The sequence below is a fragment of the Streptococcus sp. ZY171113 genome, assembly GCF_057748235.1.
Genome location: NZ_CM173243.1, coordinates 871,796 through 894,816 on the forward strand (window position 1 = coordinate 871,796; position 23,021 = coordinate 894,816).

The 23,021-nt window shown below is 51.2% G+C and carries 25 protein-coding genes; 21 read left to right on the forward strand and 4 right to left on the reverse strand.

All coding sequences use genetic code 11. The annotated features are described in order from the left end of the window. The gene (locus AC3ARB_RS04045; RefSeq protein ID WP_488321277.1) at positions 1–996 is read left to right on the forward strand and encodes an ABC transporter permease subunit; all 996 of its coding nucleotides are present in this window, start codon (positions 1–3) and stop codon (positions 994–996) included. A 46-nt stretch (positions 997–1,042) separates the two neighbouring features. Here the strand turns inward: AC3ARB_RS04045 and AC3ARB_RS04050 are convergent, their stop codons facing one another. The 3 genes from AC3ARB_RS04050 to AC3ARB_RS04060 all read right to left on the reverse strand — a co-directional run bounded on the left by AC3ARB_RS04050 (position 1,043) and on the right by AC3ARB_RS04060 (position 4,035). Beyond that, positions 1,043–2,317 (reverse strand): hydroxymethylglutaryl-CoA reductase, degradative, encoded by a 1,275-nt coding sequence (locus AC3ARB_RS04050; protein ID WP_488321278.1) that lies wholly within the window; start codon positions 2,315–2,317, stop codon positions 1,043–1,045. 1 nt (position 2,318) lies between these two features. Next, a complete protein-coding gene (locus AC3ARB_RS04055) occupies positions 2,319–3,488 on the reverse strand; it encodes a hydroxymethylglutaryl-CoA synthase (protein WP_488321279.1) in 1,170 nt (389 codons plus the stop codon). A gap of 340 nt (positions 3,489–3,828) precedes the next feature. After that, positions 3,829–4,035: a hypothetical protein gene (locus tag AC3ARB_RS04060; RefSeq protein WP_488321280.1), complete on the reverse strand. Its 207-nt coding sequence runs from the start codon at positions 4,033–4,035 to the stop codon at positions 3,829–3,831. A gap of 276 nt (positions 4,036–4,311) precedes the next feature. Here AC3ARB_RS04060 and ylqF point away from each other — a divergent pair, with 276 nt between their 5' ends. The 20 genes from ylqF (at position 4,312) to smpB (ending at position 22,565) form a co-directional block, all read left to right on the forward strand. Beyond that, the gene (gene ylqF / locus AC3ARB_RS04065; protein WP_488321281.1) at positions 4,312–5,169 is read left to right on the forward strand and encodes a ribosome biogenesis GTPase YlqF; all 858 of its coding nucleotides are present in this window, start codon (positions 4,312–4,314) and stop codon (positions 5,167–5,169) included. Continuing rightward, on the forward strand, positions 5,147–5,920 hold the full coding sequence (gene rnhB, locus AC3ARB_RS04070; RefSeq protein WP_488321282.1) for a ribonuclease HII: 774 nt from the start codon (positions 5,147–5,149) through the stop codon (positions 5,918–5,920). Before ylqF ends, rnhB begins: the two co-directional genes overlap by 23 nt. Continuing rightward, entirely contained in the window at positions 5,920–6,930 is a 1,011-nt protein-coding gene (locus tag AC3ARB_RS04075) for a YdcF family protein (RefSeq protein ID WP_488321527.1), read from the forward strand. The genes rnhB and AC3ARB_RS04075 overlap by 1 nt, the downstream gene beginning before the upstream one ends. 3 nt (positions 6,931–6,933) lie before the next feature. Then, positions 6,934–7,494 carry a sugar O-acetyltransferase gene (locus AC3ARB_RS04080; RefSeq protein ID WP_488321283.1) on the forward strand — a complete coding sequence of 187 codons (561 nt, stop codon included), beginning with the start codon at positions 6,934–6,936 and terminating at the stop codon, positions 7,492–7,494. 836 nt (positions 7,495–8,330) lie between these two features. Continuing rightward, positions 8,331–9,407 carry a glutamate 5-kinase gene (gene proB, locus AC3ARB_RS04085; protein WP_488321284.1) on the forward strand — a complete coding sequence of 359 codons (1,077 nt, stop codon included), beginning with the start codon at positions 8,331–8,333 and terminating at the stop codon, positions 9,405–9,407. 10 nt (positions 9,408–9,417) lie between these two features. Next, positions 9,418–10,659, forward strand: a complete 1,242-nt coding sequence (locus tag AC3ARB_RS04090) for a glutamate-5-semialdehyde dehydrogenase (RefSeq protein WP_488321285.1) — start codon at positions 9,418–9,420, stop codon at positions 10,657–10,659. 7 nt (positions 10,660–10,666) lie between these two features. Further along, on the forward strand, positions 10,667–11,467 hold the full coding sequence (gene proC, locus AC3ARB_RS04095; protein WP_488321286.1) for a pyrroline-5-carboxylate reductase: 801 nt from the start codon (positions 10,667–10,669) through the stop codon (positions 11,465–11,467). Between the two features lie 128 nt (positions 11,468–11,595). Continuing rightward, positions 11,596–12,294 (forward strand): GntR family transcriptional regulator, encoded by a 699-nt coding sequence (locus AC3ARB_RS04100; RefSeq protein ID WP_488321287.1) that lies wholly within the window; start codon positions 11,596–11,598, stop codon positions 12,292–12,294. A 78-nt stretch (positions 12,295–12,372) separates the two neighbouring features. Continuing rightward, positions 12,373–13,707 (forward strand): methylenetetrahydrofolate--tRNA-(uracil(54)-C(5))-methyltransferase (FADH(2)-oxidizing) TrmFO, encoded by a 1,335-nt coding sequence (gene trmFO / locus AC3ARB_RS04105; protein ID WP_488321288.1) that lies wholly within the window; start codon positions 12,373–12,375, stop codon positions 13,705–13,707. A gap of 44 nt (positions 13,708–13,751) precedes the next feature. Beyond that, the gene (locus tag AC3ARB_RS04110; RefSeq protein WP_488321289.1) at positions 13,752–14,060 is read left to right on the forward strand and encodes a hypothetical protein; all 309 of its coding nucleotides are present in this window, start codon (positions 13,752–13,754) and stop codon (positions 14,058–14,060) included. A gap of 40 nt (positions 14,061–14,100) precedes the next feature. Further along, a complete protein-coding gene (locus tag AC3ARB_RS04115) occupies positions 14,101–14,406 on the forward strand; it encodes a DNA-formamidopyrimidine glycosylase family protein (RefSeq protein WP_488321528.1) in 306 nt (101 codons plus the stop codon). Between the two features lie 166 nt (positions 14,407–14,572). Further along, complete coding sequence (gene mutM, locus AC3ARB_RS04120) at positions 14,573–15,415, forward strand: DNA-formamidopyrimidine glycosylase (RefSeq protein WP_488321290.1); 843 nt, start codon at positions 14,573–14,575, stop codon at positions 15,413–15,415. A gap of 11 nt (positions 15,416–15,426) precedes the next feature. Further along, on the forward strand, positions 15,427–16,248 hold the full coding sequence (locus tag AC3ARB_RS04125) for a hypothetical protein (protein ID WP_488321291.1): 822 nt from the start codon (positions 15,427–15,429) through the stop codon (positions 16,246–16,248). Between the two features lie 127 nt (positions 16,249–16,375). Then, on the forward strand, positions 16,376–16,975 hold the full coding sequence (gene coaE / locus AC3ARB_RS04130) for a dephospho-CoA kinase (RefSeq protein WP_488321292.1): 600 nt from the start codon (positions 16,376–16,378) through the stop codon (positions 16,973–16,975). Between the two features lie 116 nt (positions 16,976–17,091). Then, positions 17,092–17,649, forward strand: coding sequence for a hypothetical protein (locus tag AC3ARB_RS04135; protein WP_488321293.1), 558 nt, complete (start codon positions 17,092–17,094; stop codon positions 17,647–17,649). Further along, on the forward strand, positions 17,646–19,157 hold the full coding sequence (locus AC3ARB_RS04140; RefSeq protein WP_488321294.1) for a helicase HerA-like domain-containing protein: 1,512 nt from the start codon (positions 17,646–17,648) through the stop codon (positions 19,155–19,157). The genes AC3ARB_RS04135 and AC3ARB_RS04140 overlap by 4 nt, the downstream gene beginning before the upstream one ends. Positions 19,158–19,227: 70 nt before the next feature. Continuing rightward, the gene (rpmG, locus tag AC3ARB_RS04145) at positions 19,228–19,374 is read left to right on the forward strand and encodes a 50S ribosomal protein L33 (protein WP_488321529.1); all 147 of its coding nucleotides are present in this window, start codon (positions 19,228–19,230) and stop codon (positions 19,372–19,374) included. Positions 19,375–19,421: 47 nt separating this feature from the next. After that, a complete protein-coding gene (secG, locus tag AC3ARB_RS04150; RefSeq protein ID WP_488321295.1) occupies positions 19,422–19,658 on the forward strand; it encodes a preprotein translocase subunit SecG in 237 nt (78 codons plus the stop codon). 116 nt (positions 19,659–19,774) lie between these two features. Then, positions 19,775–22,135 carry a ribonuclease R gene (gene rnr, locus AC3ARB_RS04155; RefSeq protein ID WP_488321296.1) on the forward strand — a complete coding sequence of 787 codons (2,361 nt, stop codon included), beginning with the start codon at positions 19,775–19,777 and terminating at the stop codon, positions 22,133–22,135. Next, entirely contained in the window at positions 22,098–22,565 is a 468-nt protein-coding gene (gene smpB / locus AC3ARB_RS04160; protein WP_488321297.1) for an SsrA-binding protein SmpB, read from the forward strand. Before rnr ends, smpB begins: the two co-directional genes overlap by 38 nt. A 62-nt stretch (positions 22,566–22,627) precedes the next feature. Here the strand turns inward: smpB and AC3ARB_RS04165 are convergent, their stop codons facing one another. Next, on the reverse strand, positions 22,628–22,918 hold the full coding sequence (locus AC3ARB_RS04165) for a hypothetical protein (protein WP_488321298.1): 291 nt from the start codon (positions 22,916–22,918) through the stop codon (positions 22,628–22,630). Between the last annotated feature and the right edge of the window lie 103 nt (positions 22,919–23,021).

A 23,021-nucleotide genomic window follows, 5' to 3' on the forward strand; every position in this document is an offset into this window, starting at 1 on the left:
ATGACAGACGCTAAAAAAGCCTTTAATCTAGGGGAGTTTTTAACCAAGAACTCCATGTACATCGTTGTAGCCGTGATGATTCTCTATACAGGTCTCACGAAAGACAACTTTTTCACCATGGGGAATGCGGCCAACATCATGGCCAACACCTCAGTTCGTTTCATCATCGCTCTGGGGATTTCAGGGTGTTTGATTACGCGTGGTACTGACCTGTCGGCAGGTCGTGTGGTTGGTTTGACCGCCATCATCACAGCAACACTGGTTCAGAAACCTGACTTTGCAGGTAAGTTCTTCCCTAACTTGCCAGATTTACCGATTATTGTGCCACTCTTGGCTGCCCTTGTGGTTGGTGCACTCTTGGGCTTGCTCAACGGTTCCATCATTTCCTTCCTCAACGTGCCACCATTCTTGGCAACCTTGGGTACTCAAATCATGACCTACGGTTTGGTCTTGATTTACTCACAAAGTAAGCCAATCGGTACCTTCAAGGATGAGTTCGTTAACCTGGGTCAAGGTAAGCTCTTTGGGGTTATCCCTTACATCACCATTATTGCTGCCCTGGTTGGTCTGGGCATGTGGGTTCTTTACAACAAGACCCGTTATGGTAAGTACATGTACGCTATCGGTGGTAACGAGCACGCTGCTGAGGTTTCAGGGGTAAACGTTCGTTTGTCGAAAGTTAAGATTTTCCTTTTGGCAGGTCTCCTCTACGGCTTGGCAGGCTTCCTCTTGACCGCTAAGACTGGTTCGGCTGGTGCTGGTGCTGGTATGGGTTATGAGCTTGACGCCATCGCCTCTGCGACAATCGGTGGTGTTTCTACCGCTGGTGGTCAAGGTACTGTTCCAGGCATTCTCCTCGGGGTATTCGTCTTCGAGCTCCTCAAGGTCTGCTTGACTTACCTGGGGGTATCACCAGACATGACCAACGTTATTCAAGGTATCGTCATCATCGTGGCCGTTGCCCTGGATATCCGCAAAACTATGGTTAGAAAATAAGATAAAAAAGAGCGTCCGCGTGGTCGCTCTTTTCTTATGGGATTACTTATTTTTTTCGCTGTTTTTGTAAAATAGCTGTCGCAGTCTCCAAGTTGAGGTGAGGGGCGGTCAGGAGCTCTTTGACGACTTGGTCAAGTTCCCCAGCTGTCGCTCCTGCAAGGAGTGCCAAGGATTTGGCATGGAGTTTCATGTGACCAGCCTGAATGCCAGCCCCAGTCAGGGCCTTGACTGCTGCCAGGTTCTGAGCCAGACCTATTGAGACAATCAAGCGAGCCAATTCCTTGGCAGTTGGCTGACCTAGCAGATCATGGGCAACTTGAACACTGGGGTTGAGGCCGATGGAACCGCCCTTGGTCCCAATCGGCATGGGCATGGTCAGCTGACCGAGAAGTTTTGTCTTGTCTTCGCTAAGGGTCCAGGTTGAGAGGCCCTGATAGCGGCCGGCTCGGCTGGCGTAGGCATGGCCGCCAGCCTCGATGGCCCGCCAGTCATTGCCAGTTGCCAGCACCAAGGCATCAATGCCATTGAAAATGCCCTTGTTGTGGGTGCTGGCTCGGTAGGGGTCAGCCTGGGCAAAGTCGCTGGCCAGGGCAATCCGCTCAGCCAACTCCAAGGCTTCCTTGGGGTCTCTGCTGAGATAAGGGAGGTCAACAGCACACTTCGCCGTGACTAGGCTCTCGGTGGCATAGTTGGACAGGATGGCCATGAGGCTCTTGCCACCAGTCAGCTCTTCCAGAGGACCACGCAGGGCCTCCATCATGGTGTTGACCATGTTGGCTCCCATGGCCTCCTGGGTGTCCACCTTGAGGTAGGCCACCAGAAAGCTGGTCTGACCGTCGACCAGTTCAACAGTCAGGTCTCTGGCTCCGCCCCCTCGTTTGACGATGGAGGGGTGGGCGTCATTGGCGATTTGCAGGAGCTGGTCTTTCTGAGCAAGGACGGCAGCAGTAGCGGCTGTCACGTCAGCAACCCCATAGAGGGCCACTTGCCCAATCATGAGGCGGTTGTGGAGGGTGGTGGTGAAGCCACCTGACCGACTGATCAGCTTGCTGGCGTAGCTTGCTGCCGCCACAACGGAGGGCTCCTCAGTGGCAAAGGGTACCTGGTAGATCTTGCCGTCCACCAGGACATCGGGCACCAAGGCCAGGGGCAGGCTGAGGGTTCCCAGTACATTTTCCACCATGTTATTGGCCACGTCCAGCGGGAGCTGGCTGTTAGCGGCCAACTTGCCCCAGTTTTCTGCTGACAACAGGCCCTGTTCTTTGAGAATGGTCAGCCGTTCTTCACGGCTTTTCTTGTAAAATCCTGTCCAAGTTCCCATCTTAGTTTACCTTTTTATAGATGCGGCGGTGCTGGTCGATAGCGGTTAGGGCGTAGTCGCCCGTCAGGTAGCTGCCAAAGCTGGCAGAACCGTCAGCGTCAAGCACAGCTTCTTCATAGAAGAGTTTTTCATAGTCTTCTGTGGAAATGGCTGAGCGGCTATCCAGTTCCGCTTGGCGGTCGGTTCTCAGTTGCTCTTCAAAACCGTCTACCAGCGTTGCTGTGAAGACCTCACAAACTGCACCAGAACCGTAGCTAAAGAGACCAATCCGGTCACCCGCTTGCAAAGCTCTGCTATTTTCCAAAAGAGAAAGAAGAGAGAGGTAAAGCGATCCGGTGTAGATGTTGCCCACCTGGCGGTTGTAGGCGATGGCGGCCTCGAAGTTGGCCAGGAGCTGGTCGCGTTTGGCCTCACTCAGGTCAGCAGGCATGAGGCTCAGCAGGCCTTTTTGGGCCAGTTTAGGGAAGGGCACGTGGAAGCAGAAGGCGGCCAGGTCGTCCAGCTTGCTGTCGAAACGGTGCTGGTGCTCGGCCCAGGTCGTGGTCAGGCAGTCTAGGTACTGTTCGGTCGAAAAACGGCCATCCACATAAGGGGTGCTGGAATAGTTTGGTCGCCAGAAGTCCATGATGTCGCGGGTTTGGGCCACATTGTCATCATGGAGAACGAGCAAGCGAGGCTTGCTGGTCACCAGCATGGCCACGGCACCAGCCCCCTGTGTCGGTTCACCGCCAGAGCGGACGCCGTACTTGGCGATGTCGCTGGCGATGACTAGGACCTTGCTGTCAGGGTGCTTGGCCAGGTGGGCCTTGGCGTAGTCCAAACCAGCCGTAGCGGCATAGCAGGCCTCTTTCATCTCGATGGAGCGGGCAAAAGGCTGGATGCCCAAGAGGCTGTGGAGGAAGACGCTGGCCGCCTTACTCTGGTCGATGCCGGTCTCAGTGCCAACGATAATTAGGTCGATGGTCGCCTTGTCCTCGTCGGTCAAGATTTGACTGGCAGCAGAAGCGGCCAGGGTCACAATATCTTCGGTAATGGGTGAAATGCTGATGCTATCTATCATCAGGCCCTTGTGAAATTTGCCGACGTCCTCGCCACGAGCCGCAGCAAAATCCGTCATCTCTAAACGGTATTGACTGGTCGAAAAACCAATCTTATCAATTCCGATGGTCATGTTACAATCCTTTTCTTTCATTTTCAGACTGTACTATTTTATCATAATTTGGGCAAAAAGCTGTGCGAAAAAACCTAGACCGGCTGGAAATCAGTCTCGAGACGGATAGAGTTGTAGCTATTCTGACGAAGCTGGCTAAAAAATCTTTCAGTTTTGTAAAATCGTGGTATAATAGAAGCCACTTATAGACTTTAAGCACTAAAGCAAAGACCTCTTGTATACGAAAGGATTTTTTTACTATGGCGACTATTCAATGGTTTCCAGGCTACATGTCCAAGGCCAGACGGCTACGGGAACTAAAAAAGACACCTGCCGGGAAGATTTTCCCGACAGGTTTTTCTTATGACTGATTGTTTTGGTCTTGGTAGAGCTTATCCTTGACCTGATTGTGAAGGTGAATAAAGCAGACCCCGTGCATGCCAATCAGACCTAAAGCCAGTAACAAGGCCCAGTTGGCAGACAGGATAGCAAAGTTGACCAGGTGCAAGGGAATCAAGATGTCCCAAAAAATGACAAAGTATGCGGTGCGACGAATCAGCTTTAACATGGCAGCCCTCCTTGGTTGTTCTAAGTTTATTATCTCACAATTTTTAGAAAAGGTCCAAGAAAAACAGGTTCCTAGTAGGGAAAAACAAGGGAAGGGCGATAAGGTTCAGACTTCACCTCTTCCTAACTGAAAGCTGTTTACAATTTCTGAAAAAACGCAGCTTGTATCAAAAATTAAAGCATGGGTTTTGGCCATACCCTGACCTCTCTCCCTTTCAAAATCTAGCCATTTGTGCTAGAATGGTCTGATAGACAGAAAGACGAAAGGATGATTACTATGGCGACTATTCAATGGTTTCCAGGCCACATGTCCAAGGCCAGACGGCAGGTCCAGGAAAACCTTAAATTTGTTGATTTTGTGACCATTTTGGTGGACGCAAGGCTGCCCTTGTCCAGCCAGAACCCCATGCTGACCAAGATTGTGGGCGACAAGCCCAAACTCTTGATTCTCAACAAGGCTGATTTGGCAGATAAGGAAGCCACCAAGGCCTGGCGGGCTTTCTACGAGGCTCAGGGCATCAAGACCCTGGCTCTTAACTCCAAGGAGCAAATCACGGTCAAGCTGGTGACTGAGGCAGCTAAGAGCCTCATGGCTGACAAGCTGGTTCGCCTGCGGGAGCGGGGGATTCACAAGGAAACCCTGCGGACCATGATCATCGGCATTCCCAACGCTGGTAAGTCCACCCTCATGAACCGCCTGGCTGGCAAGAAAATTGCTGTGGTCGGCAACAAGCCTGGGGTGACCAAGGGCCAGCAGTGGCTCAAGACCAACAAGGAGCTGGAGATTTTGGACACGCCTGGTATCCTCTGGCCCAAGTTTGAGGACCAGCTGGTCGGTCTTAAACTGGCTTTGACCGGTGCCATCAAGGACAACCTCCTGCCCATGGACGAGGTGACCATCTTCGGCCTGGACTACTTCAAGGCTAACTACCCTGACCGCCTCAAGGACCGTTTCAAGGGTGTGGATTGGGACCAGGACACGCCTGAGCTCATCATGGACTTGACTCAAAAACTGGGATTCAAAGATGACTATGACCGCTTTTACCAGCTCTTTGTCAAAGAGGTGCGGGACGGCCGTTTGGGCACCTATACCCTAGACAAGGTGGACGAGCATGGCGACTATACAGGAGATTAAGGCCCAGCTGGCTGAACTGACGGATTTGGCAGACCCCCTTTTTGCTGTTTTTTTGGAAGATAGCCGAGCAGGGGTGCAGGCGGCCATCAGGAAACGCCGTAAGGAGCTGGAAGCAGAAGTCGCCGAGGACAGCCGTTTAGAAGCTCTGCTATGCTACGAAAAAGACCTCAACCAAAAGGGCTACCAGCTTATCGCAGGCATCGACGAAGTCGGGCGGGGCCCCCTGGCGGGACCAGTCGTGGCGGCGGCGGTTATCCTGCCTGTCGGCTGCAAAATCAAGGACCTCAATGACAGCAAGCAGATTCCTAAGAAAAAGCATGCGGCGGTTTATGAGGCGGTCATGAGCCAGGCTCTGGCCGTGGGCATCAGCGTGCAGGGGCCTGAGGTCATCGACGCGGTTAACATCTACCAGGCCACCAAGCTGGCCATGCTGGATGCCTTGAATCAGCTGGCTGTTCGACCCGACCACCTGCTGATTGATGCCATGACCTTGGAGAGTGACCTGCCGCAAACCAGCCTGATTAAGGGCGATAGTAAGAGCATGTCCATTGCGGCGGCCTCCATCGTGGCCAAGGTGACCCGTGACCGCCTGATGGCGGATTATGACCAGCTTTATCCAGGCTATGATTTCGCCCAAAATTCGGGATACGGCACGGCCAAACATTTGGCGGGTCTTCGAAATTTGGGTGTTACGCCTATCCACCGAAAGAGTTTTGAGCCAGTAAAAAGTATGGTGGAGGAGAAGATGTGATGATTTGGATTGCCGTTTTAGCCTGGTTGGCTTTTTTACTGATGTTTATATTTGAACGCCGTCAGATCTTGATTGGCTTTAGTTTCTTGGTGGTCAGTGGCCTGACCACATTGGCTCTTGGGGCTAATTTACTGAATCAAGAGGGCCCAATCAATCCTTTAGCTTCTCTGATAATCGGTCTCATCGGGATCGTTGTTCTCTTATCCATCGTTTTTGGCCCCTTCTTGCTATTGCTTACCCTCCTGTACAACAGTTGGCAGTTGCTTCGTCGGGAAGGAACCCGTTGGTACAATTTCTTGTCCTTGGGCTTGGCTATTGGATTAGGCATTTACCTTTACTTGTTTCCACGCTTGGGCAATCAGTTGCAGTCACCGACAATCTGGTACTATCTCTACCTTCTTGTCGGTCTTTGGATTTTCTATGCCATAACCCTGAGCATTTCCTACACCGTTGCTAGTTTTCTCAACCTCATCAATCTGGTCACCAACCCCTTAAACTATGTCGTGGTTCTGGGGGCTGGTCTTAATGGTGAGGAGGTTACGCCGCTTCTGGCTTCTCGGATTGATAAGGGCATTGCTATTTACCGTAAACACAAGGGCAGCAAGTTGATCATGTCGGGTGGTCAGGGTGCTGATGAGGTCATCTCAGAAGCTCAGGCCATGACCAACTATGCCCTCAAGCAAGGCGTGCCAGCCGAGGACATTCTCTTGGAGAACCAATCGACCAATACTAGGGAAAATATCCGCTACTCGGTGCGTTTGATGATGGGCGAGAAGCGATTTGCCATCGTGACCAATTATTACCACCTCTTTAGAGCTCTGATTTTTGCCCGCAAGGAAGGGGTCAAGTGTATCGGCTACGGGGCCAAGACCAAGTTCTACTTTAGTCTCAATGCCTTCATCCGGGAATTTGTCGGTTATGTGACCATCAGTTGGAAATGGCATGCTGGCCTTCTAAGCCTCTTAACCCTTGTTTATCTGATTGTCGTTGCTCTGGTTTTGAAAGGCTAATCCATGACCGAATGTGACAAAATGATTACCGGCCAGCTTTATGATGCCAGCCACTCCGACCTAGTTGCCCTGCGACGACAAGCTCGGCAAAAGATGCAGGCTTTCAACCAAGAACTGGATGAGATTAAACGCAGCCAGCTCCTTAAGGGTTGGTTTGGGCGAACAGGCCAGCATCTTGTGATTGAGACTGGATTTGCCTGTGACTATGGTATCAATATCCATGTAGGCGAGAACTTTTTTGCCAACTTCAACTGCACTTTCTTGGACGTCTGCCCCATTACCATTGGTGATCATGCCATGCTGGGCCCTAATGTCCAACTCTTGCCCCCCTCGCACCCCCTGGATGCGGAGGAACGTATTGCTGGTCTGGAATACGGCAAGCCTATCACCATCGGTGACAAGGTTTGGATTGGGGGCGGGGCGATTATTCTGCCTGGTGTTACTTTAGGAAATAATGTGGTCGTGGCAGCAGGGGCGGTAGTGACAAAATCTTTCGCTGAAGATAATATTGTTCTGGCTGGCAATCCAGCCCGTATTATCAAGCGCCTTAATATGGCACTTTAGTTTATAGAACTGCCTGTTTTAGTTTGTCTTACGACGGCTTCTCCATGCCTCTGACTAAGGAGAGATGAGAAGGCCAAGTATAAACTTAGTCAAAATCCAATAGGGGCTGGCGTGTTTCTACCATCAGCCTGATTTCTTATTTCTGGCTCGCTCCTTCAATAGTTCACTAGCTTGTTGGATTTATTGGTGGTAACCATCATCGCCCTAAAAGAAAACCAAAGCATTATAACTAGAACAAGTCGATCAGTTTCTCGACTTGTTTTTTCATTAGCCTTACCGAGCCTTTTCTTGTATCCTACAGAGTTGCAGGATACCAAATGAGGCATTTTTCCGTACGATTTATTTTTCATTAGCCTTGCCGAGCATTTTCTTGTATCTTGCAGTTTTGCAGGAGGTCAAATGAGCCATTTTTCCGTACGATTTATTTTGCATTAGCCTTGCCGAGCCTTTTCTTGCATCCTGCAGATTTGCAGGAGGTCAAATGAGCCTTTTTTCCGTACGATTTGTTTTGCCTTAGCCTTTCTGAGCCTTTTCTTGCATCCTGCAGATTTGCAGGAAGTTGAACGAGCCTTTTTTCCGTACGATTTGTTTTGTATTAAGACTTCTCTTTGCCTCGCAGGGGGGAGGTTTCTCCCTCGAATCGCCATCAAACGAGAGGGGGGCTTAGCCTAGAGTGGAAAGACTTGCGGTTTTATGTTTTATAGATGGCGATTTTCTTTGATAGAAATTGCAGAAGTGAAATCTGGGGAGCATTTTGAGTTGGCTGATAATCTTAGGAAGTAATGGAAATTCCAGTTTTGTGGTATAATGGAGCAATCATCATTTAGGAGAAACCTATGACCTATCATCGGATTGTTTTTAAGGTTGGGACCAGTTCCCTGACCGATGCAGCAGGCAACTTGCTGCCAGAAAAGATTGAAAAAATTACCCGCCAGCTGGCTCAGCTCCACAAGGCTGGCCACCAGTTGATTTTGGTGACCTCGGGTTCCATCGCTGCTGGCTTCAGACGGTTGGGTTTTGATAAGCGACCGACCCGGATTGCGGAAAAACAGGCCTCAGCAGCTGTTGGTCAAGGGCTTTTGATTGAGGAGTACACCAAGTTCTTGCTCCAAGACGGGATTGTCTCGGCCCAGGTGCTTTTGACCCAGGATGATTTTGCCGATGCCAGACGCTACCAGAACGCTTCTCAGGCCATGCAGGTCCTGCTCAAGCAGGGGGCCATTCCCATCATCAACGAAAACGACATGGTGGCTGTTGAGGAAATCAAGGTCGGGGACAATGACACCCTGTCTGCCCAGGTAGCTTCCCTGATCAAGGCGGATTTGCTGGTGCTTTTGACCGATGTTGACGGCCTCTACACGGCCAATCCAGCGACCGACCCAACTGCCCAGCACATTCCAGAGGTTCATGAGATTTCACCAGAACTTCATGCCATGGCAGCAGGAGCAGGGACGGCTAACGGGACAGGTGGCATGGCCACCAAGATTCAGGCGGCCGTTTTGGCCACCCGGTCTGGGGTTCCGGTTTACATCTGTTCGTCAGCAGCTGACACGGCCATGATTGAGGCTGTTAGTCAGGCCAACCGTGGCACCCTCTTTCATGCTGACCGGCAAAAACTCAACCAACGCAAGCAATGGTTGGCCTTCTATGCTCGGACAGAAGGGGCTGTTTACCTTGACCAAGGAGCGACCCAGGCCATGAAGGACCAGGGCAGAAGTCTGCTGGTTTCTGGTGTCAAAGCCCTGGATGGCAGCTTTCAGGCTGGTGACATCGTGTCCGTTTATAGCCAGGCTGACCAGACCCTCATCGGTAAGGGACGGGTCAAGCTGTCTTCCGACGAGCTCCGCCAGAAGATGACGGCCCTGAACCCAGAGGGCATTGTCATTCACCGTAACGACTGGGTAAGTTTGTAAAGGAGACCAAATGAGTACAACACAAGAGTTATTAGACAGCCTCTTGGCCCACAAGGCGGCCATCAATTTTGCGACAAGAGACCAGAAAAATCAGGCCCTGGCTGCCATGGCGGATAGTCTGGTTGAGGCAAGCGAGGCTATTTTAGCGGCCAATGCCCAGGACATGGCTGCGGCCAAGGGGCAGATTTCAGAGGTCATGCTGGATCGTCTGCTCTTGACCCCTGAGCGGATTGAGGGGATGGCAGCGGGCATTCGAGCCTTGATTGACCTGCCAGACCCTGTTGGTCGGATTCTGTCTCAGGAAACCCGTCCCAACGGTTTAGTCTTGACCAAGACCAGCGTTCCTTTTGGTCTGATTGCCATGATTTACGAGAGCCGTCCCAACGTGACCTCAGATGCGGCAGCCTTGGCTATCAAGAGTGGCAATGCCTGCATCCTTCGGAGTGGCAAGGAGGCTTGGTTGTCTGCGCAAGCCATTGTGACCGCCCTAAAAGACGGCCTCCAAAAGGCTGGCCTCTCCCCTCAGGTCATCGAGCTGGTTCAGGATACCAGCCGAGCGTCGGCTACGGAGCTGATGACGGCTAAGGGCAAGGTGGACCTCCTCATCCCTCGGGGCGGGGCTGGCCTGATTCAGGCGGTGGTGACCCAGGCGACGGTGCCGGTCATCGAGACGGGCACGGGCATCTGCCACCTCTATGTGGACCAGGCGGCCGATTTGGCCATGGCCCTGGAGATAGCGGTCAACGCCAAGACTAGCCGACCATCTGTCTGCAATTCCGCTGAGGTGCTTTTGGTCCATGAAGCTGTCGCTGGTCAGTTTTTGCCAGCCCTAGAAGAGCGTTTGGCCGGTCAGGTGACCCTCAAGGCAGACCCTGAGGCTCAAAACCATTTGCCTTCAGCTCAGGCAGCAGGGTCAGAAGATTTCGATACAGAGTTTTTGGACTATGTCTTGGCAGTCAAGGTGGTTTCAGGGGTTGCTGAGGCGATTGCCCACATCAACCAGCACTCGACCGGCCATAGTGAAGCCATCGTGACGGCGGATCAGGCTGCCGCTGACCAATTCACCCTCCAAGTGGACTCGTCTTCAGTCTATGTGAATGCCTCTACCCGTTTTACCGACGGCGGGGAATTTGGCTTGGGCTGTGAACTGGGCATTTCCACCCAGAAAATGCATGCTCGTGGCCCAATGGGTCTCGAAGAAATGACCAGCTACAAGTACATCATTCGTGGCAATGGCCAGGTCAGAAAGTGAGGTGCCCATGACCATCGGATTTATCGGTGTGGGCAATATGGGCGGAGCTCTGGCTCAGGCCGTTGCTGCCAGGGGTCAGGATATTGTCCTGTCCAACCACAACCTGGAACGGGCTCAAGCCTTGGCTCAGGCCTTGCCAGGGGCCCAGATGGCTAGCAATGCAGAAATCGTTCGGACCTGCTCGGTCATTTTTCTGGGGGTCAAGCCCTATCAGATTCAGTCGCTCTTGACTGACCTTCAAGTCGAGATTGCTCAAAACCCGACCGCCCTCTGGGTGTCCATGGCGGCTGGCCTAACCTTGAACCAGCTGGCCAGTCAACTGCCTCAAGAAGCTGGTCTAATTCGCCTCATGCCCAACACCCCTGTGGCCATTGGTCAAGGCATGTCTACTTACGCTGTCAAGGTTGGGGAGCGGGAGCAGGCAGACCGAGAGCTCTTTGAAAATCTTCTAGCCACTTCTGGAAAACTGCTCCAGTTACCAGAACACTTGATTGATGCAGCGACTGGCATTGCTGGCTGTGGTCCTGCCTTTGTTTACCAGTTTATTGAAGCCTTGGCGGATGCTGGGGTCAAGCATGGCCTGCAGCGCCAGGACAGCCTCAATTTGGCTGCCCAAACCCTGCTTGGGGCAGCTAGTTTGGTTTTGGAAACTGGCCAGCATCCTGCGGTCCTGCGTGACCAGGTGACCTCGCCTGGTGGGTCAACCATTGCTGGGGTTGTGGCCTTGGAGGAGCATGGCTTCCGCCACGCGGTCATCTCTGCGGTCAGCCAAGCCATTGCTCGCACCAAAGAATTGGGAAACAGCTAGGATTAGAGTTACAGAAGTAGCACATCTCCCCTTTATGATCATGTTGTTTTTTGATAAAATAGAACTAGGTCAATTTCAGTCTCTCATTTGAGAATAATTATCAAGACAGTGTTTAATAAGGAGGGCTTATGCAACCAATTTATGTGACCATTCGAGATAGTATCAAGCAGCGGGTGGACGAGGGGGTCTGGACCATTGGTGACCGCCTGCCCAGCGAGCGGGATTTGGCGGAGGAGTTTGCTGTTAGTCGGATGACCCTGCGTCAGGCAGTCAGCCTCCTAGTCGAAGAAGGGGTCTTGGAACGGCGGGTCGGTTCAGGGACCTATGTGGCCAGCCGCAGGGTTCAGGAGAAGATGCGGGGAACCACCTCCTTTACCGAAATCGTGACTTCCCAGGGCAAGGTAGCTTCCAGCCGTTTGATTAGCTATCAGAAAAAATTGGCCAGCGAGACTGAGCTGCACCAGCTGGGCCTGACTGTTAAGGATTATGTCATCCGAATGGAACGGGTTCGCTACGCAGACGGCCTTCCTGTGGTTTATGAAGTGGCCAGCATTCCTGAGAAATTGATTCGGGGGGTGGACAAGAAGGCCGTCACCGAGCATTTTTTCCAGACCTTGATTGACAGCGGCTATACCATCGGCAAGAGCCAGCAGACCATTTACGCCAAGACGGCCAGCGACCGAGTGGCCAGCTATCTGGGTCTGCAAAAGGGTCATGCCATTTTGGCCCTGACCCAGGTATCCTACTTTACCGACGGCCAGCCCTTTGAATACGTTCGCAGTCAGTACGTCGGCGACCGTTTCGAGTTTTATTTGGAGAATAACTAGACAGTTCAAGGCCCTTGAACTGTTTTTTAAAGTAAAATTTGGTAAAATAGAGGGATAAAACTAGAAATGGAAACAAACATGACAGCAAACTATATCAACGTTATCGGAGCAGGTTTGGCGGGTTCAGAAGCCGCCTACCAGATTGCCAAGCGGGGCATTCCCGTCAAACTCTACGAAATGCGTGGGGTCAAGCCAACGCCCCAGCACAAGACAGACAGCTTTGCCGAGCTGGTTTGTTCTAATTCCTTCCGTGGGGACAGCCTGACCAATGCGGTTGGCCTCCTCAAGGAAGAAATGCGTCGTCTGGACTCCGTCATTCTCCGCAACGGTGAGGCCCACCGCGTTCCTGCTGGTGGCGCCATGGCGGTGGACCGTGAGGGATACGCTGAGGCCGTGACGGTTGAGCTCCACAACCACCCTCTGATTGAGGTCATTCGGGAGGAGATTACCGAGATTCCTGATGACGCCATCACGGTGATTGCGACTGGCCCATTGACCAGCGACAGCCTGGCAGAAAAGATTCACGCCCTGAACGGTGGCTCTGGCTTTTACTTCTATGACGCGGCAGCCCCTATTATCGATAAAAACTCCATCGACATGAGCAAGGTCTATCTCAAGTCCCGCTACGACAAGGGCGAGGCGGCCTACCTTAACTGCCCCATGACCAAGGAGGAGTTCCTGGCCTTCCACGAGGCTTTGGTCAATGCTGAAGAGGCACCCTTGAACAGTTTTGAAAAAGAGAAGTACTTCGAAGGGTGCATGCCCATCGAGGTTATGGCCAAGCGGGGCATCAAAACCATGCTCTATGGGCCAATGAAGCCGGTAGGTCTGGAATACCCAGAGGACTATGAGGGGCCACGAGACGGCGACTTCAAGACCCCTTACGCTGTTGTCCAGCTCCGTCAGGACAATGCGGCTGGCAGCCTCTTTAACATTGTCGGCTTCCAGACCCACCTCAAGTGGGGCGAGCAGAAGCGGGTCTTCCAGATGATTCCAGGTCTGGAAAATGCAGAAATCGTCCGCTACGGGGTCATGCACCGCAATTCTTACATGGATTCGCCAAATCTATTGGAGCAGACCTTCCGCTCCAAGCTCCGTCCCAATGTCTTTTTCGCTGGTCAGATGACCGGTGTTGAAGGTTATGTGGAATCAGCTGCTAGCGGTCTGGTGGCCGGTATCAACGCCGCTCGTCTCTTCAAGGGTGAAGAAGAAGTCATCTTCCCAGAAACAACTGCCATCGGCAGCCTGCCTTACTATGTCACCCATGCGGAAAGCAAGCATTTCCAGCCTATGAACGTCAACTTCGGTATTATCAAAGAGTTGGACGGCCCACGCATTCGTGACAAGAAAGAACGCTATGAAAAAATTGCTGAGCGGGCTCTTAGCGATTTGGAAGCTTTTTTGACGGTTTAAACCTAAATTATTCGCACTGTCACATAGAGACATGAGGGAGCATTATGGCTAGGGAAATCAACAAAACAGAATTTTTACGGTTGATAAAAGCCGTTTACAACCAGCACCACCAAGTCCTGACCGAAGATTTGAAACAAGAACTATTGTTAGCGGCTCGAGAGATTGAAACGGGTGGCAATCTAGATTTAGCTGCCGTTCGTTTGGCGAGCAGAACCACCGCAGAAATTCGTTACTTTAGTCTGGGGCAAACAGCCCCTAAGGAATTGGTTGAATTGACCAATTTTCTCAACCAGAGAAAAGGGAAATACTGGTTCTGGTCAAGTTTAACCCGTCCGCCAGGCGGTGGACGGTAAGACCATCGAGGCGGTTCGAATCAGTTAGCCTCGTCTAGTGGTGACGGGAGCGGACCAGTTGACGGCTGACCTGGTTGGGGCTACCATCACGGGCATGGCTCGTCGGGGCAAGTACCTGATTTTTGAACTGGGCGACCGAGCCATGATTTCCCACCTCCGCATGGAGGGCAAGTGGCTGCTTTTCCCTCAAGACCAGGTACCTAGTAGCAAGCATTTCCAGCCTATGAACGTCAACTTTGGTATTATCAAGGAACTGGACGGCTCACGCATTCGTGACAAGAAAGAACGCTCCGAAAAAATCGCCGAGCGAGCTCTTAACGATTTGGAAGCCTTTTTAACGGTTTAGTTAGCAGGTGTCACGGAACTTTTGTCAAAGTTTTTTGTAACAGGAGTAGGGAACAATGCCAACTAAAATTGACCACGATACTTTGCTAGACCTAATAAAATCCCTCTATAACCAGCTTCATGAGAGATTGAACCGTTAACGATAACAACTTTTACAAGGAGGACCTATGCCAGAATTACCTGAAGTCGAAACGGTCAGACGGGGTCTGGAAGGCTTGGTGGTCGGCAAGACCATCACGGCGGTTGAGATTAGCTATCCCCGTTTAGTGGTGACTGGGGCGGAGCAATTGGCGACCGACCTGGTTGGTGCCACCATAACTGGCATGTCTAGGCGGGGCAAGTACCTGATTTTTGAACTTGGCGATCGAGCCATGATTTCCCACCTCCGCATGGAGGGCAAGTGGCTGCTCTTTCCCCGAGATGAGGTGCCCGCCAACAAGCATTTTCACGCCTTTTTTGACCTCTCGGACGGCTCCACCCTGGTCTATCAGGATGTGCGCAAGTTCGGCACGCTTGAGCTTTTGGAAATGGCAGAGCTGCTCAGCTATTTCACCAAAAAGAAACTGGGGCCAGAGCCTGTCAAGGGCAAGTTTGGCTATGCCCCTTTTGAGCGGGCGGTGCTTGCCAGTCGCAAGCCCATCAAGCCCCACCTGCTGGACCAGTCGCTGGTGGTTGGTCTGGGCAATATCTATGTGGACGAGGTTCTCTGGGCCAGTAGGGTCCATCCTGAGTCTCTGTCCAGCCAGCTCAAGCCTGCCCAAATCAAGCGGCTCCATGCTGAGACTATTCGTATCTTGCAGCTGGGCATTGAAAAAGGTGGCTCGACCATCCGTACCTATCGCAATGCCCTGGGCGAGGACGGCACCATGCAGGCCTACCACCAGGTCTATGCCAAGACAGGCCAACCTTGTGGCCGTTGTGCCACCCCAATTGAAAAAATCAAGGTGGCGGGGCGTGGCAGCCATTTCTGTCCAAAATGTCAGAAACGGGCAAAGTTGGAAATAAGTTGAAAGAAAAACCTATGGAGAAACTAATCTATCGTTCGCAGACCAAAAAATGGTATAACAAATATACAAAAGTTCGAAGTGAGTATTATCAAGATAATGATATTGTTAAAAAATATACCGTAACAATCAGGAAGGGTGTTGGGAGAGGTGAGGGTTGGAGTGAATATTCAACTTTGAAATCAAGTTGGCAGATTGATGATCCATTAATGCCAGATTGGTTGCATTCTTATATTGATTATAAGGCGGTTAGTGAGTTTATGATAACCAAGATTTCTGAAAGAAATGCTAACCAGGTACAGTCAAAACTGATTGAGTTTGAAGAGCTGGGGTATATAATTGATGAATTTGATGCAAATCAATGGATAGTTTTTAGCTCTGATACAGCTTTAGTTTGTACAAATCCCAAGAGTCTTCATCCATGGAACGATATTAAACATTTGATTGTATTAGCCTATCAGCGACAACGGATGAGTTCTAAATTGTTAAAAAAATTTCAAGATGATTGGTTTAGTAAGAGAATTGACTATCCTAGATTACTTGAACAAGCGAAAACCAATGATTTGATTTTGGCAGCGAGTGCTGCACAGCAAGAGAAAGAGAAACAGGATAAAATTAACGCTGAAAAATATGATGAGATTAATTTTTTACTGAATCGCATGCGTGAGAATCTTCAAGCAGTTATTCCCAAGATTAGTGATAGAGCTGCCGATGAGCTTAACTTGATTATTGAATTAAGTCATGACCTTGAGGTAACCCAGTATAATTATGAATTTCTTTACAGGGAGGCTAGAAAGATTATGATTGCCGAGAATAAAAGAAATAATCGTTCAACTTGATTGATGGGGTATAATCTGATTACCTGAGTCTATCATTCGATGGGAGCAGTTGTACTAATTACTTTAAGGCTAGAGAAGTTTCTTTCACTAGCCTTTTATGGTAAAATGAAAGGAGAAGAGGTGCGTGATGACAAAGACCATTATCGGCCTGACAGGCGGGATTGCCTCAGGCAAATCAACAGTGAGTGCCTACCTGCAAAAGCAAGGTTACCCTGTTTTGGACGCGGACCAGCTGGTTCATGACTTGCAGGCTCCTGGTGGCAGGCTTTATGAGGCCTTACTGGCTCAGTTTGGGCCAGCTATCCTGGCAGCTGATGGTCAGTTGGACCGCCCCAAGTTGGCTGAGTTGATTTTTTCCAGTCCAGAGAACTTGGAGCTGTCTAATCGACTGCAGGACCAGATTATTCGTGAGGAACTGGCTGAGGAGAAAGACCGCTTGTTGGCTCAGGCTGACCTGATTTTTCTGGATATTCCCCTCTTGTTTGAGAAGGGGTATGAGGTCTGGTGCGACCAGGTCTGGCTGGTGGCTGTTGATGAAGCTGTCCAGCTGGAACGGCTCATGGCCCGCAACGGTTATAGTCTGGAAGAAGCCCAAAAACGAATGACCAGTCAGCTACCTCTGGCTGATAAACTGAAACGTGCTGACCGAGTGATTGACAACAATGGCTCGCTAGAAACCACCTATGAGCAGGTCCAGAAAATGCTGGATGAATCGAGAATTTTCTAGAAACTATCTGAAAATAGAGCCTGAAAAAATCAAGTTCTATCCCAATCGTAACCAATCAGGCAGGGACTAGCATGACGCTCTGCCATTTTCCTAAAGAATAAGGAGTTTTTACCGTCTTGCCTATGATTATTTTGGCTAGTTTAGCCCTGATTTTCCTTATTTTAGGGTTAACCGCCTGGTTTGTCTTTCGGGTGATCCGTAGGGCCAGAGAAGAGAATACCCAGTACCAGATTTTTGCCCAGGAACATGGATATCAGTATGATCGGGCCCAAGGAAACCCTAATTATCGGCTGATCCATCGAAAGACGACTAAGTCAGCTATCTTAGTTACAGTTGGAGATAATCCCTATGTAACCAAGTACGCTAACTTTAAGACTTACCCTTTTGGTAGGGGTGGTCAGCAAAAAGTGGCGGATGTCATCTCAGGTACTTATGAGGGAGAGACTTTTCGAGCTTTTACCTATTATTTTACTGGCAGCAGTTTAGAAGGAACTGGTCCTGGTGGAACCTTCAGTATCCTATTGATGACAGGAAATCCTGATCGTCTTGATTTACCAGACAATGTCTTTGCGGAAGATGGTATGCTCTGCCATTATTTACCTGAACTACTGACGGTTAGCACCCTACATGATCGTATCAACGACCTTAAAACCATTAAAAGGAGACTCCAATGACCCAACTTCAAATCGCTAAGGGCAAAAATCCTGCCCAGCTTCACCTCAACATGCTCAACCGCCACGGCCTGATTGCTGGGGCGACGGGGACGGGTAAGACCGTGACCCTCAAGGTTCTGGCCGAGCAGCTGAGCCAGGCTGGCGTGCCGGTTTTTCTGGCCGATATCAAGGGCGATTTGGCCAACTTGGCCAAGAGCGGTCAGGTGACCGACAAGCTGGCCGAACGCTTGGATAAGCTGGGGCTGGCGGATAGCTATGAAAACATGGGCTTTCCAGTCCGACTCTGGGACGTCTTTGGGGAGGCTGGTCTCCCTGTTCGAACCACCATTTCGGAGATGGGGGCACCGCTTTTGGCCCGCATCCTCAACCTCAACGAGACCCAGACCGGCATCCTCAACATCGCTTTCAAGGTGGCGGACGATAATGGCTGGCTCCTGATTGACCTCAAGGACTTGCAGGCTCTTCTACGGGAAATAGCCGAGCAGGCCAGTGTGTATTCGGCCCAGTATGGCAATATTGCCAAGCAGTCAGTGGCAGCTATCCAGCGAAGCCTTTTAGTCTTGGAGCAAGAAGGTGGGGACATCTTCTTTGGTGAACCTGCTTTGGACCTGGCAGACTTTATGCAGGTGGACAGCGAGGGCAATGGGGCCATCAACATCCTCAATGCTACCAAGCTCTTCAACTCCCCTAACCTGTATTCGACTTTCCTCTTGTGGATGCTGGCGGAGCTTTTTGAGAACTTACCAGAAGTGGGCGATTTGGACAAACCAAAATTGGTCTTCTTCTTTGATGAGGCCCACCTGCTCTTTAAGGATGCTCCGAAAATTTTTGTGGACAAGGTGGAGCAGATTGTTCGCTTGATTCGGTCAAAAGGGGTAGGGATTTTCTTCATCACCCAGAACCCGCTGGACCTGCCAGAGGCGGTCTTGGCCCAGCTGGGCAACCGGGTCCAGCATGCCCTTCGGGCCTACACGCCAAAAGAGCTTAAGGCTGTTAAAACGGCTGCGGAGACCTTCCGTCAGAACCCTGATTTGGACGTGGCCAGGGTCATCACCGAATTGGAAGTGGGTGAGGCTTTGGTGTCCTTCCTCAACGACAAGGCCCAACCGAGCGTGGTAGAGCGGGCCTTCATCTACCCACCTCAGTCCAGCTTTGAGCCCCTCTCTGCCTTAGATGTCCAAGGCTTGATTAACAGCTCGCCATTTTACAACAAATACATGGACAGCCTAGACCGTGAGTCTGCCCATGAGGTCTTGGAAAAACGCCTGCTCAACCAGCAGGCTGAGGCTGCTGCTGCCCAGGAAGCCAAGGAGGCCGAAAAAGCGGCCAAGGCCCTGGCCAAGGAGCAGGAGCAGGCCAGAAAAGAGGCTGAGAAAGCCGTCCGTGCCAAGGCTCGCCAGCCTAAATCAGCCGTAGAAAAGGCGGCAGACAGTTTCATCAACTCAGCGGTGCGTGCTGTCGGGCGTGAGCTGGTTCGGGGGATTTTTGGTAGCCTGAGAAAACGTTAGGCTCATGCCCCTAGGCGGCAGGCCAGTCTTGTGGTATAATATAGTATCATGTAAGAGAAAGGCTGGTGCCATGCGGGTCAAAATCCACCTCAAATGCCAGGAATGTGGCAGCAAAAATTATCTAACCAGCAAGAACAAGACGACTCATCCCGACAGGATTCAGGTGCCCAAATATTGCCCCAAGGAGCGAAAAGTAACCTTACACCTTGAAACCTGAGCCCGAATGTGTTAGAATAGTCAAGACGATAGTGGAGGACAAGACAGATGTATGACATTTTACTGGTGACCTTGCTGGTCTTATCGGGTTTCTTGGTGATTGCTATTTTTATGCAACCCCAGAAAAACCCAAGCAGCAATGTCTTTGATAGCAGCGGTTCAGAAGCTCTTTTTGAACGGACCAAGGCCAGAGGCTTTGAAGCCTTTATGCAACGCCTAACGGGGATTTTAGTCTTCTTTTGGTTGGCGGTTGCCCTGGCCCTTGCGGTATTATCAAGTAAGTAGTCGGAAAATGAGCTTGACGTGAGTCAAGCTTATTTTTGGCTTTGTCCCCAAGACCATGTCAGGTGGTGTGACCTGAGGCAGTTGGATAGACAAGACGGATAGAATAAGGAAAACAAATGAAAACACAATTATTAGAGTATTTAGCCCAGGTGGGCAAGGTCAGCATGGCTGACCTGTCAGCGGGTCTGGGTCTGCAAGGGGCGGCCCAGTTCCGTGACCTGGTCAAGACCATTTCACAACTAGAAGCCAAAGGTCAGCTGACCTTTGATGACTTGGGCAACATTGCCCTCAACACCAAGAAACCTGCCAAGCAGGAAGTGACCATTCAGGGGATTTTCCGAGCCAACAAGGCTGGTTTTGGTTTTGTCAGCGTGGACGAGGCGGAAAACGACCTCTTTGTCGGCCGTAACGACGTTGGCCATGCCCTAGACGGGGACACGGTTGAGGTGACCATCACCAAGGTGGGTGACCGCCTCAAGGGAACGGCTGCGGAAGCCCGTGTGGTTGGTATCGTCAAGCGGGCCATGGCCACCATCGTGGGCAAGGTGACCCTGGACGACAGCCTGCCAGGCCATGTCGGCTATATCCTCAGCAAGAACGCCAAGATTAACCAGAAGATTTATGTGAAAACCAGCCCGCTGGTGTTGGAAGGCACAGAAATCCTCAAAGTGGATATCCTGACCTACCCATCAGCGGACCAGGCTCATTTTACAGCAGAGGTGCGGGACATCATCGGCCACGAGGGCGATGTGGGCATCGATGTTCTGGAAGTCCTGGAAAGCATGGACATCGTGTCGGCCTTCCCAGAGGCAGTCATGGCAGAAGCCGAAGCCGTGCCTGATCTGCCCCAGGAAAAAGACTATGTGGGTCGGGTTGACCTGCGTCAGGAAATCACCTTTACCGTCGACGGGGCGGATGCCAAGGACCTGGACGATGCCGTTCATATCAAGCGGCTGGACAACGGCAACTTCGAGCTGGGTGTCCACATTGCCGACGTGTCCTACTATGTGACCGAGGGCTCTGAGCTGGACAAGGAGGCCCTGCGTCGGGGCACTTCGGTCTATGTGACCGACCGGGTGGTTCCTATGCTACCTGAGCGGCTTTCTAACGGCATTTGCTCCCTCAACCCCCAGGTGGACCGCCTGACCCAGTCGGCCATCATGGAGATTGACGGCAAGGGTCGCCTGGTCGACTACCAGATTTGCCAGTCGGTCATCAAGACCACCTACCGCATGACCTACTCGGACGTTAATAAGATGTTGGCGGGCGATGAGGAGCTCCTGGCTCGCTACGAGGCTATCGCTGCTAGTGTGGGGGAAATGGCAGAGCTGCACAATATCCTTGAGCAGATGAGGGTTAACCGTGGTGCCCTCAACTTTGACACCAGAGAAAGCAAAATCATCGTGGACGACAAGGGCCTGCCAGTCGATGTGGTCGTTCGTGAGCGGGGCGTGGCTGAGCGACTGATTGAGTCCTTCATGCTGGCCGCCAACGAGTGTGTGGCCAAGCATTTTGCAACGGCCAAGCTGCCCTTCATCTATCGGATTCACGAGGAGCCAAAGGCCGAGAAATTGCAGAAGTTCATGGACTACGCCAGCCTCTTTGGGGTTCAGGTGAGAGGAACAGCCAGCAAGGTATCACAAGATGCCCTCCAAGACTTTATGCGTCGGGTGGAAGGCCAGCCAGGGAGCGAAGTGTTGTCTATGATGCTCCTCCGCTCCATGCAGCAGGCCAAGTATTCGGAGCACAACAATGGCCACTATGGTCTGGCGGCCGAGTTCTACACCCACTTTACCAGCCCAATCCGCCGTTACCCAGACCTCTTGGTTCACCGCCTGATTCGGGACTACGGTCAGGTGACGGCTGAGAAAACCGACCACTATGCTCAGGTTATTCCTGAGATTGCTAGCCAGTCTTCTAACCTGGAACGCCGAGCCATCGATGCGGAGCGCGTGGTGGAGGCCATGAAGAAGGCCGAGTACATGGAAAAACATGTGGGCGAGGAATTCGAGGGCATCATTTCCAGCGTGGTCAAGTTTGGCCTCTTTGTGGAGTTGCCAAACACCATCGAAGGCCTGGTTCACGTGACCAACCTGCCTGAGTTTTACAGCTACAATGAGCGGAACTTGACCCTGCAAGGGGAAAAATCTGGCACGGTCTTCCGGGTTGGTCAGCCGATTAAGGTTAAACTGACCAGGGCGGATAAGGAAACGGGTGATATTGATTTTGAGTATCTGCCAAGCGAGTTTGATGTCAAGGAAAAAGTGGCTAAGTCTGCTAGAGGCGGTCGTCCTCCTCGTCGGAAAGGGCAGCGGTCCGAGAACAAGGATGGCGACAGCAAGTCAGACCACAAACCGCGGCACGGTCACTTCGTCATTCACCAAAAAGACAAGAAAAACGGCAAGAAGTTGAAGGAAAAAGCCAAGAAAGGAGCCAAGCATGGCCAAGGGGCAGGGAAACGTCGTCGCTCAAAATAAGAAGGCACGGCATGATTACACCATTGTTGACACGTTAGAGGCGGGGCTGGTCCTGACGGGCACGGAGATTAAGAGCGTGCGGGCGGCCAGGATCCAGCTCAAGGACGGCTACATCCAGATTAAGCGGGGCGAGGCCTGGCTGGTCAATGTTCACATCAGCCCCTTTGAGCAGGGCAACATCTGGAACAGCGACCCTGAGCGGACCCGAAAGCTCCTCCTCAAAAAGAAGGAAATTGCCAAGTTGGAGCAGGAGGTCAAGGGCACGGGCATGACCATCGTGCCCCTCAAGGTCTACCTCAAGGACGGCTTTGCCAAACTCTTGATTGGCCTGGCCAAGGGGAAACACGACTACGACAAGCGGGAGTCCATCAAAAAACGGGACCAGAACCGCGACATTCAGCGGATCATGAAGAAGGTCAATGGGAGGTAGTTTATCTTCTCATTGAGCCTGCAATCATCGAAAAGGAGGTGCTTGGATGCACCCCCTTTTTCTTATATTTTTTGCCATTCCAGTTCCATATTTTTGTTGCTCAACCTAGAGAAATTTCTGACAATGGCTTCAATCTTACTCTGAACCTCTAATAACCCAGCTTCATCATACTCTCTTTCAGTAAAGAAATCAATGATGAGGGCATCTTCCGTGAAATGCTCTTGTTGTAAGAGATTATCACTGAAATTCCAACCATATTTTAAGCCGTTGATTAAAATCAAACTAGGTGCTAGGAGGTCGTTTTTCAAGAGAGTAGGGTCTTCTGGTTTGATGATTAAGCGTGTTGCTGACATAAAATCTCCTTTTGATATATATATATATATATATCAGTATACCATGAACGAGGATTGATTGTCAAGCCCAAATAGGTTACATTTTGCTGGAAATTTGGTTGAA

Bases quoted from the DNA above. Each gene is read 5' to 3' on its own strand.
- AC3ARB_RS04045 (WP_488321277.1), top strand. From the start codon at position 1: ATGACAGACGCTAAAAAAGCCTTTAATCTAGGGGAGTTTTTAACCAAG.
- AC3ARB_RS04050 (WP_488321278.1), bottom strand. From the start codon at position 2,317: ATGGGAACTTGGACAGGATTTTACAAGAAAAGCCGTGAAGAACGGCTG.
- AC3ARB_RS04055 (WP_488321279.1), bottom strand. From the start codon at position 3,488: ATGACCATCGGAATTGATAAGATTGGTTTTTCGACCAGTCAATACCGT.
- AC3ARB_RS04060 (WP_488321280.1), bottom strand. From the start codon at position 4,035: ATGTTAAAGCTGATTCGTCGCACCGCATACTTTGTCATTTTTTGGGAC.
- ylqF (WP_488321281.1), top strand. From the start codon at position 4,312: ATGGCGACTATTCAATGGTTTCCAGGCCACATGTCCAAGGCCAGACGG.
- rnhB (WP_488321282.1), top strand. From the start codon at position 5,147: ATGGCGACTATACAGGAGATTAAGGCCCAGCTGGCTGAACTGACGGAT.
- AC3ARB_RS04075 (WP_488321527.1), top strand. From the start codon at position 5,920: ATGATTTGGATTGCCGTTTTAGCCTGGTTGGCTTTTTTACTGATGTTT.
- AC3ARB_RS04080 (WP_488321283.1), top strand. From the start codon at position 6,934: ATGACCGAATGTGACAAAATGATTACCGGCCAGCTTTATGATGCCAGC.
- proB (WP_488321284.1), top strand. From the start codon at position 8,331: ATGACCTATCATCGGATTGTTTTTAAGGTTGGGACCAGTTCCCTGACC.
- AC3ARB_RS04090 (WP_488321285.1), top strand. From the start codon at position 9,418: ATGAGTACAACACAAGAGTTATTAGACAGCCTCTTGGCCCACAAGGCG.
- proC (WP_488321286.1), top strand. From the start codon at position 10,667: ATGACCATCGGATTTATCGGTGTGGGCAATATGGGCGGAGCTCTGGCT.
- AC3ARB_RS04100 (WP_488321287.1), top strand. From the start codon at position 11,596: ATGCAACCAATTTATGTGACCATTCGAGATAGTATCAAGCAGCGGGTG.
- trmFO (WP_488321288.1), top strand. From the start codon at position 12,373: ATGACAGCAAACTATATCAACGTTATCGGAGCAGGTTTGGCGGGTTCA.
- AC3ARB_RS04110 (WP_488321289.1), top strand. From the start codon at position 13,752: ATGGCTAGGGAAATCAACAAAACAGAATTTTTACGGTTGATAAAAGCC.
- mutM (WP_488321290.1), top strand. From the start codon at position 14,573: ATGCCAGAATTACCTGAAGTCGAAACGGTCAGACGGGGTCTGGAAGGC.
- AC3ARB_RS04125 (WP_488321291.1), top strand. From the start codon at position 15,427: ATGGAGAAACTAATCTATCGTTCGCAGACCAAAAAATGGTATAACAAA.
- coaE (WP_488321292.1), top strand. From the start codon at position 16,376: ATGACAAAGACCATTATCGGCCTGACAGGCGGGATTGCCTCAGGCAAA.
- AC3ARB_RS04140 (WP_488321294.1), top strand. From the start codon at position 17,646: ATGACCCAACTTCAAATCGCTAAGGGCAAAAATCCTGCCCAGCTTCAC.
- rpmG (WP_488321529.1), top strand. From the start codon at position 19,228: ATGCGGGTCAAAATCCACCTCAAATGCCAGGAATGTGGCAGCAAAAAT.
- secG (WP_488321295.1), top strand. From the start codon at position 19,422: ATGTATGACATTTTACTGGTGACCTTGCTGGTCTTATCGGGTTTCTTG.
- rnr (WP_488321296.1), top strand. From the start codon at position 19,775: ATGAAAACACAATTATTAGAGTATTTAGCCCAGGTGGGCAAGGTCAGC.
- smpB (WP_488321297.1), top strand. From the start codon at position 22,098: ATGGCCAAGGGGCAGGGAAACGTCGTCGCTCAAAATAAGAAGGCACGG.
- AC3ARB_RS04165 (WP_488321298.1), bottom strand. From the start codon at position 22,918: ATGTCAGCAACACGCTTAATCATCAAACCAGAAGACCCTACTCTCTTG.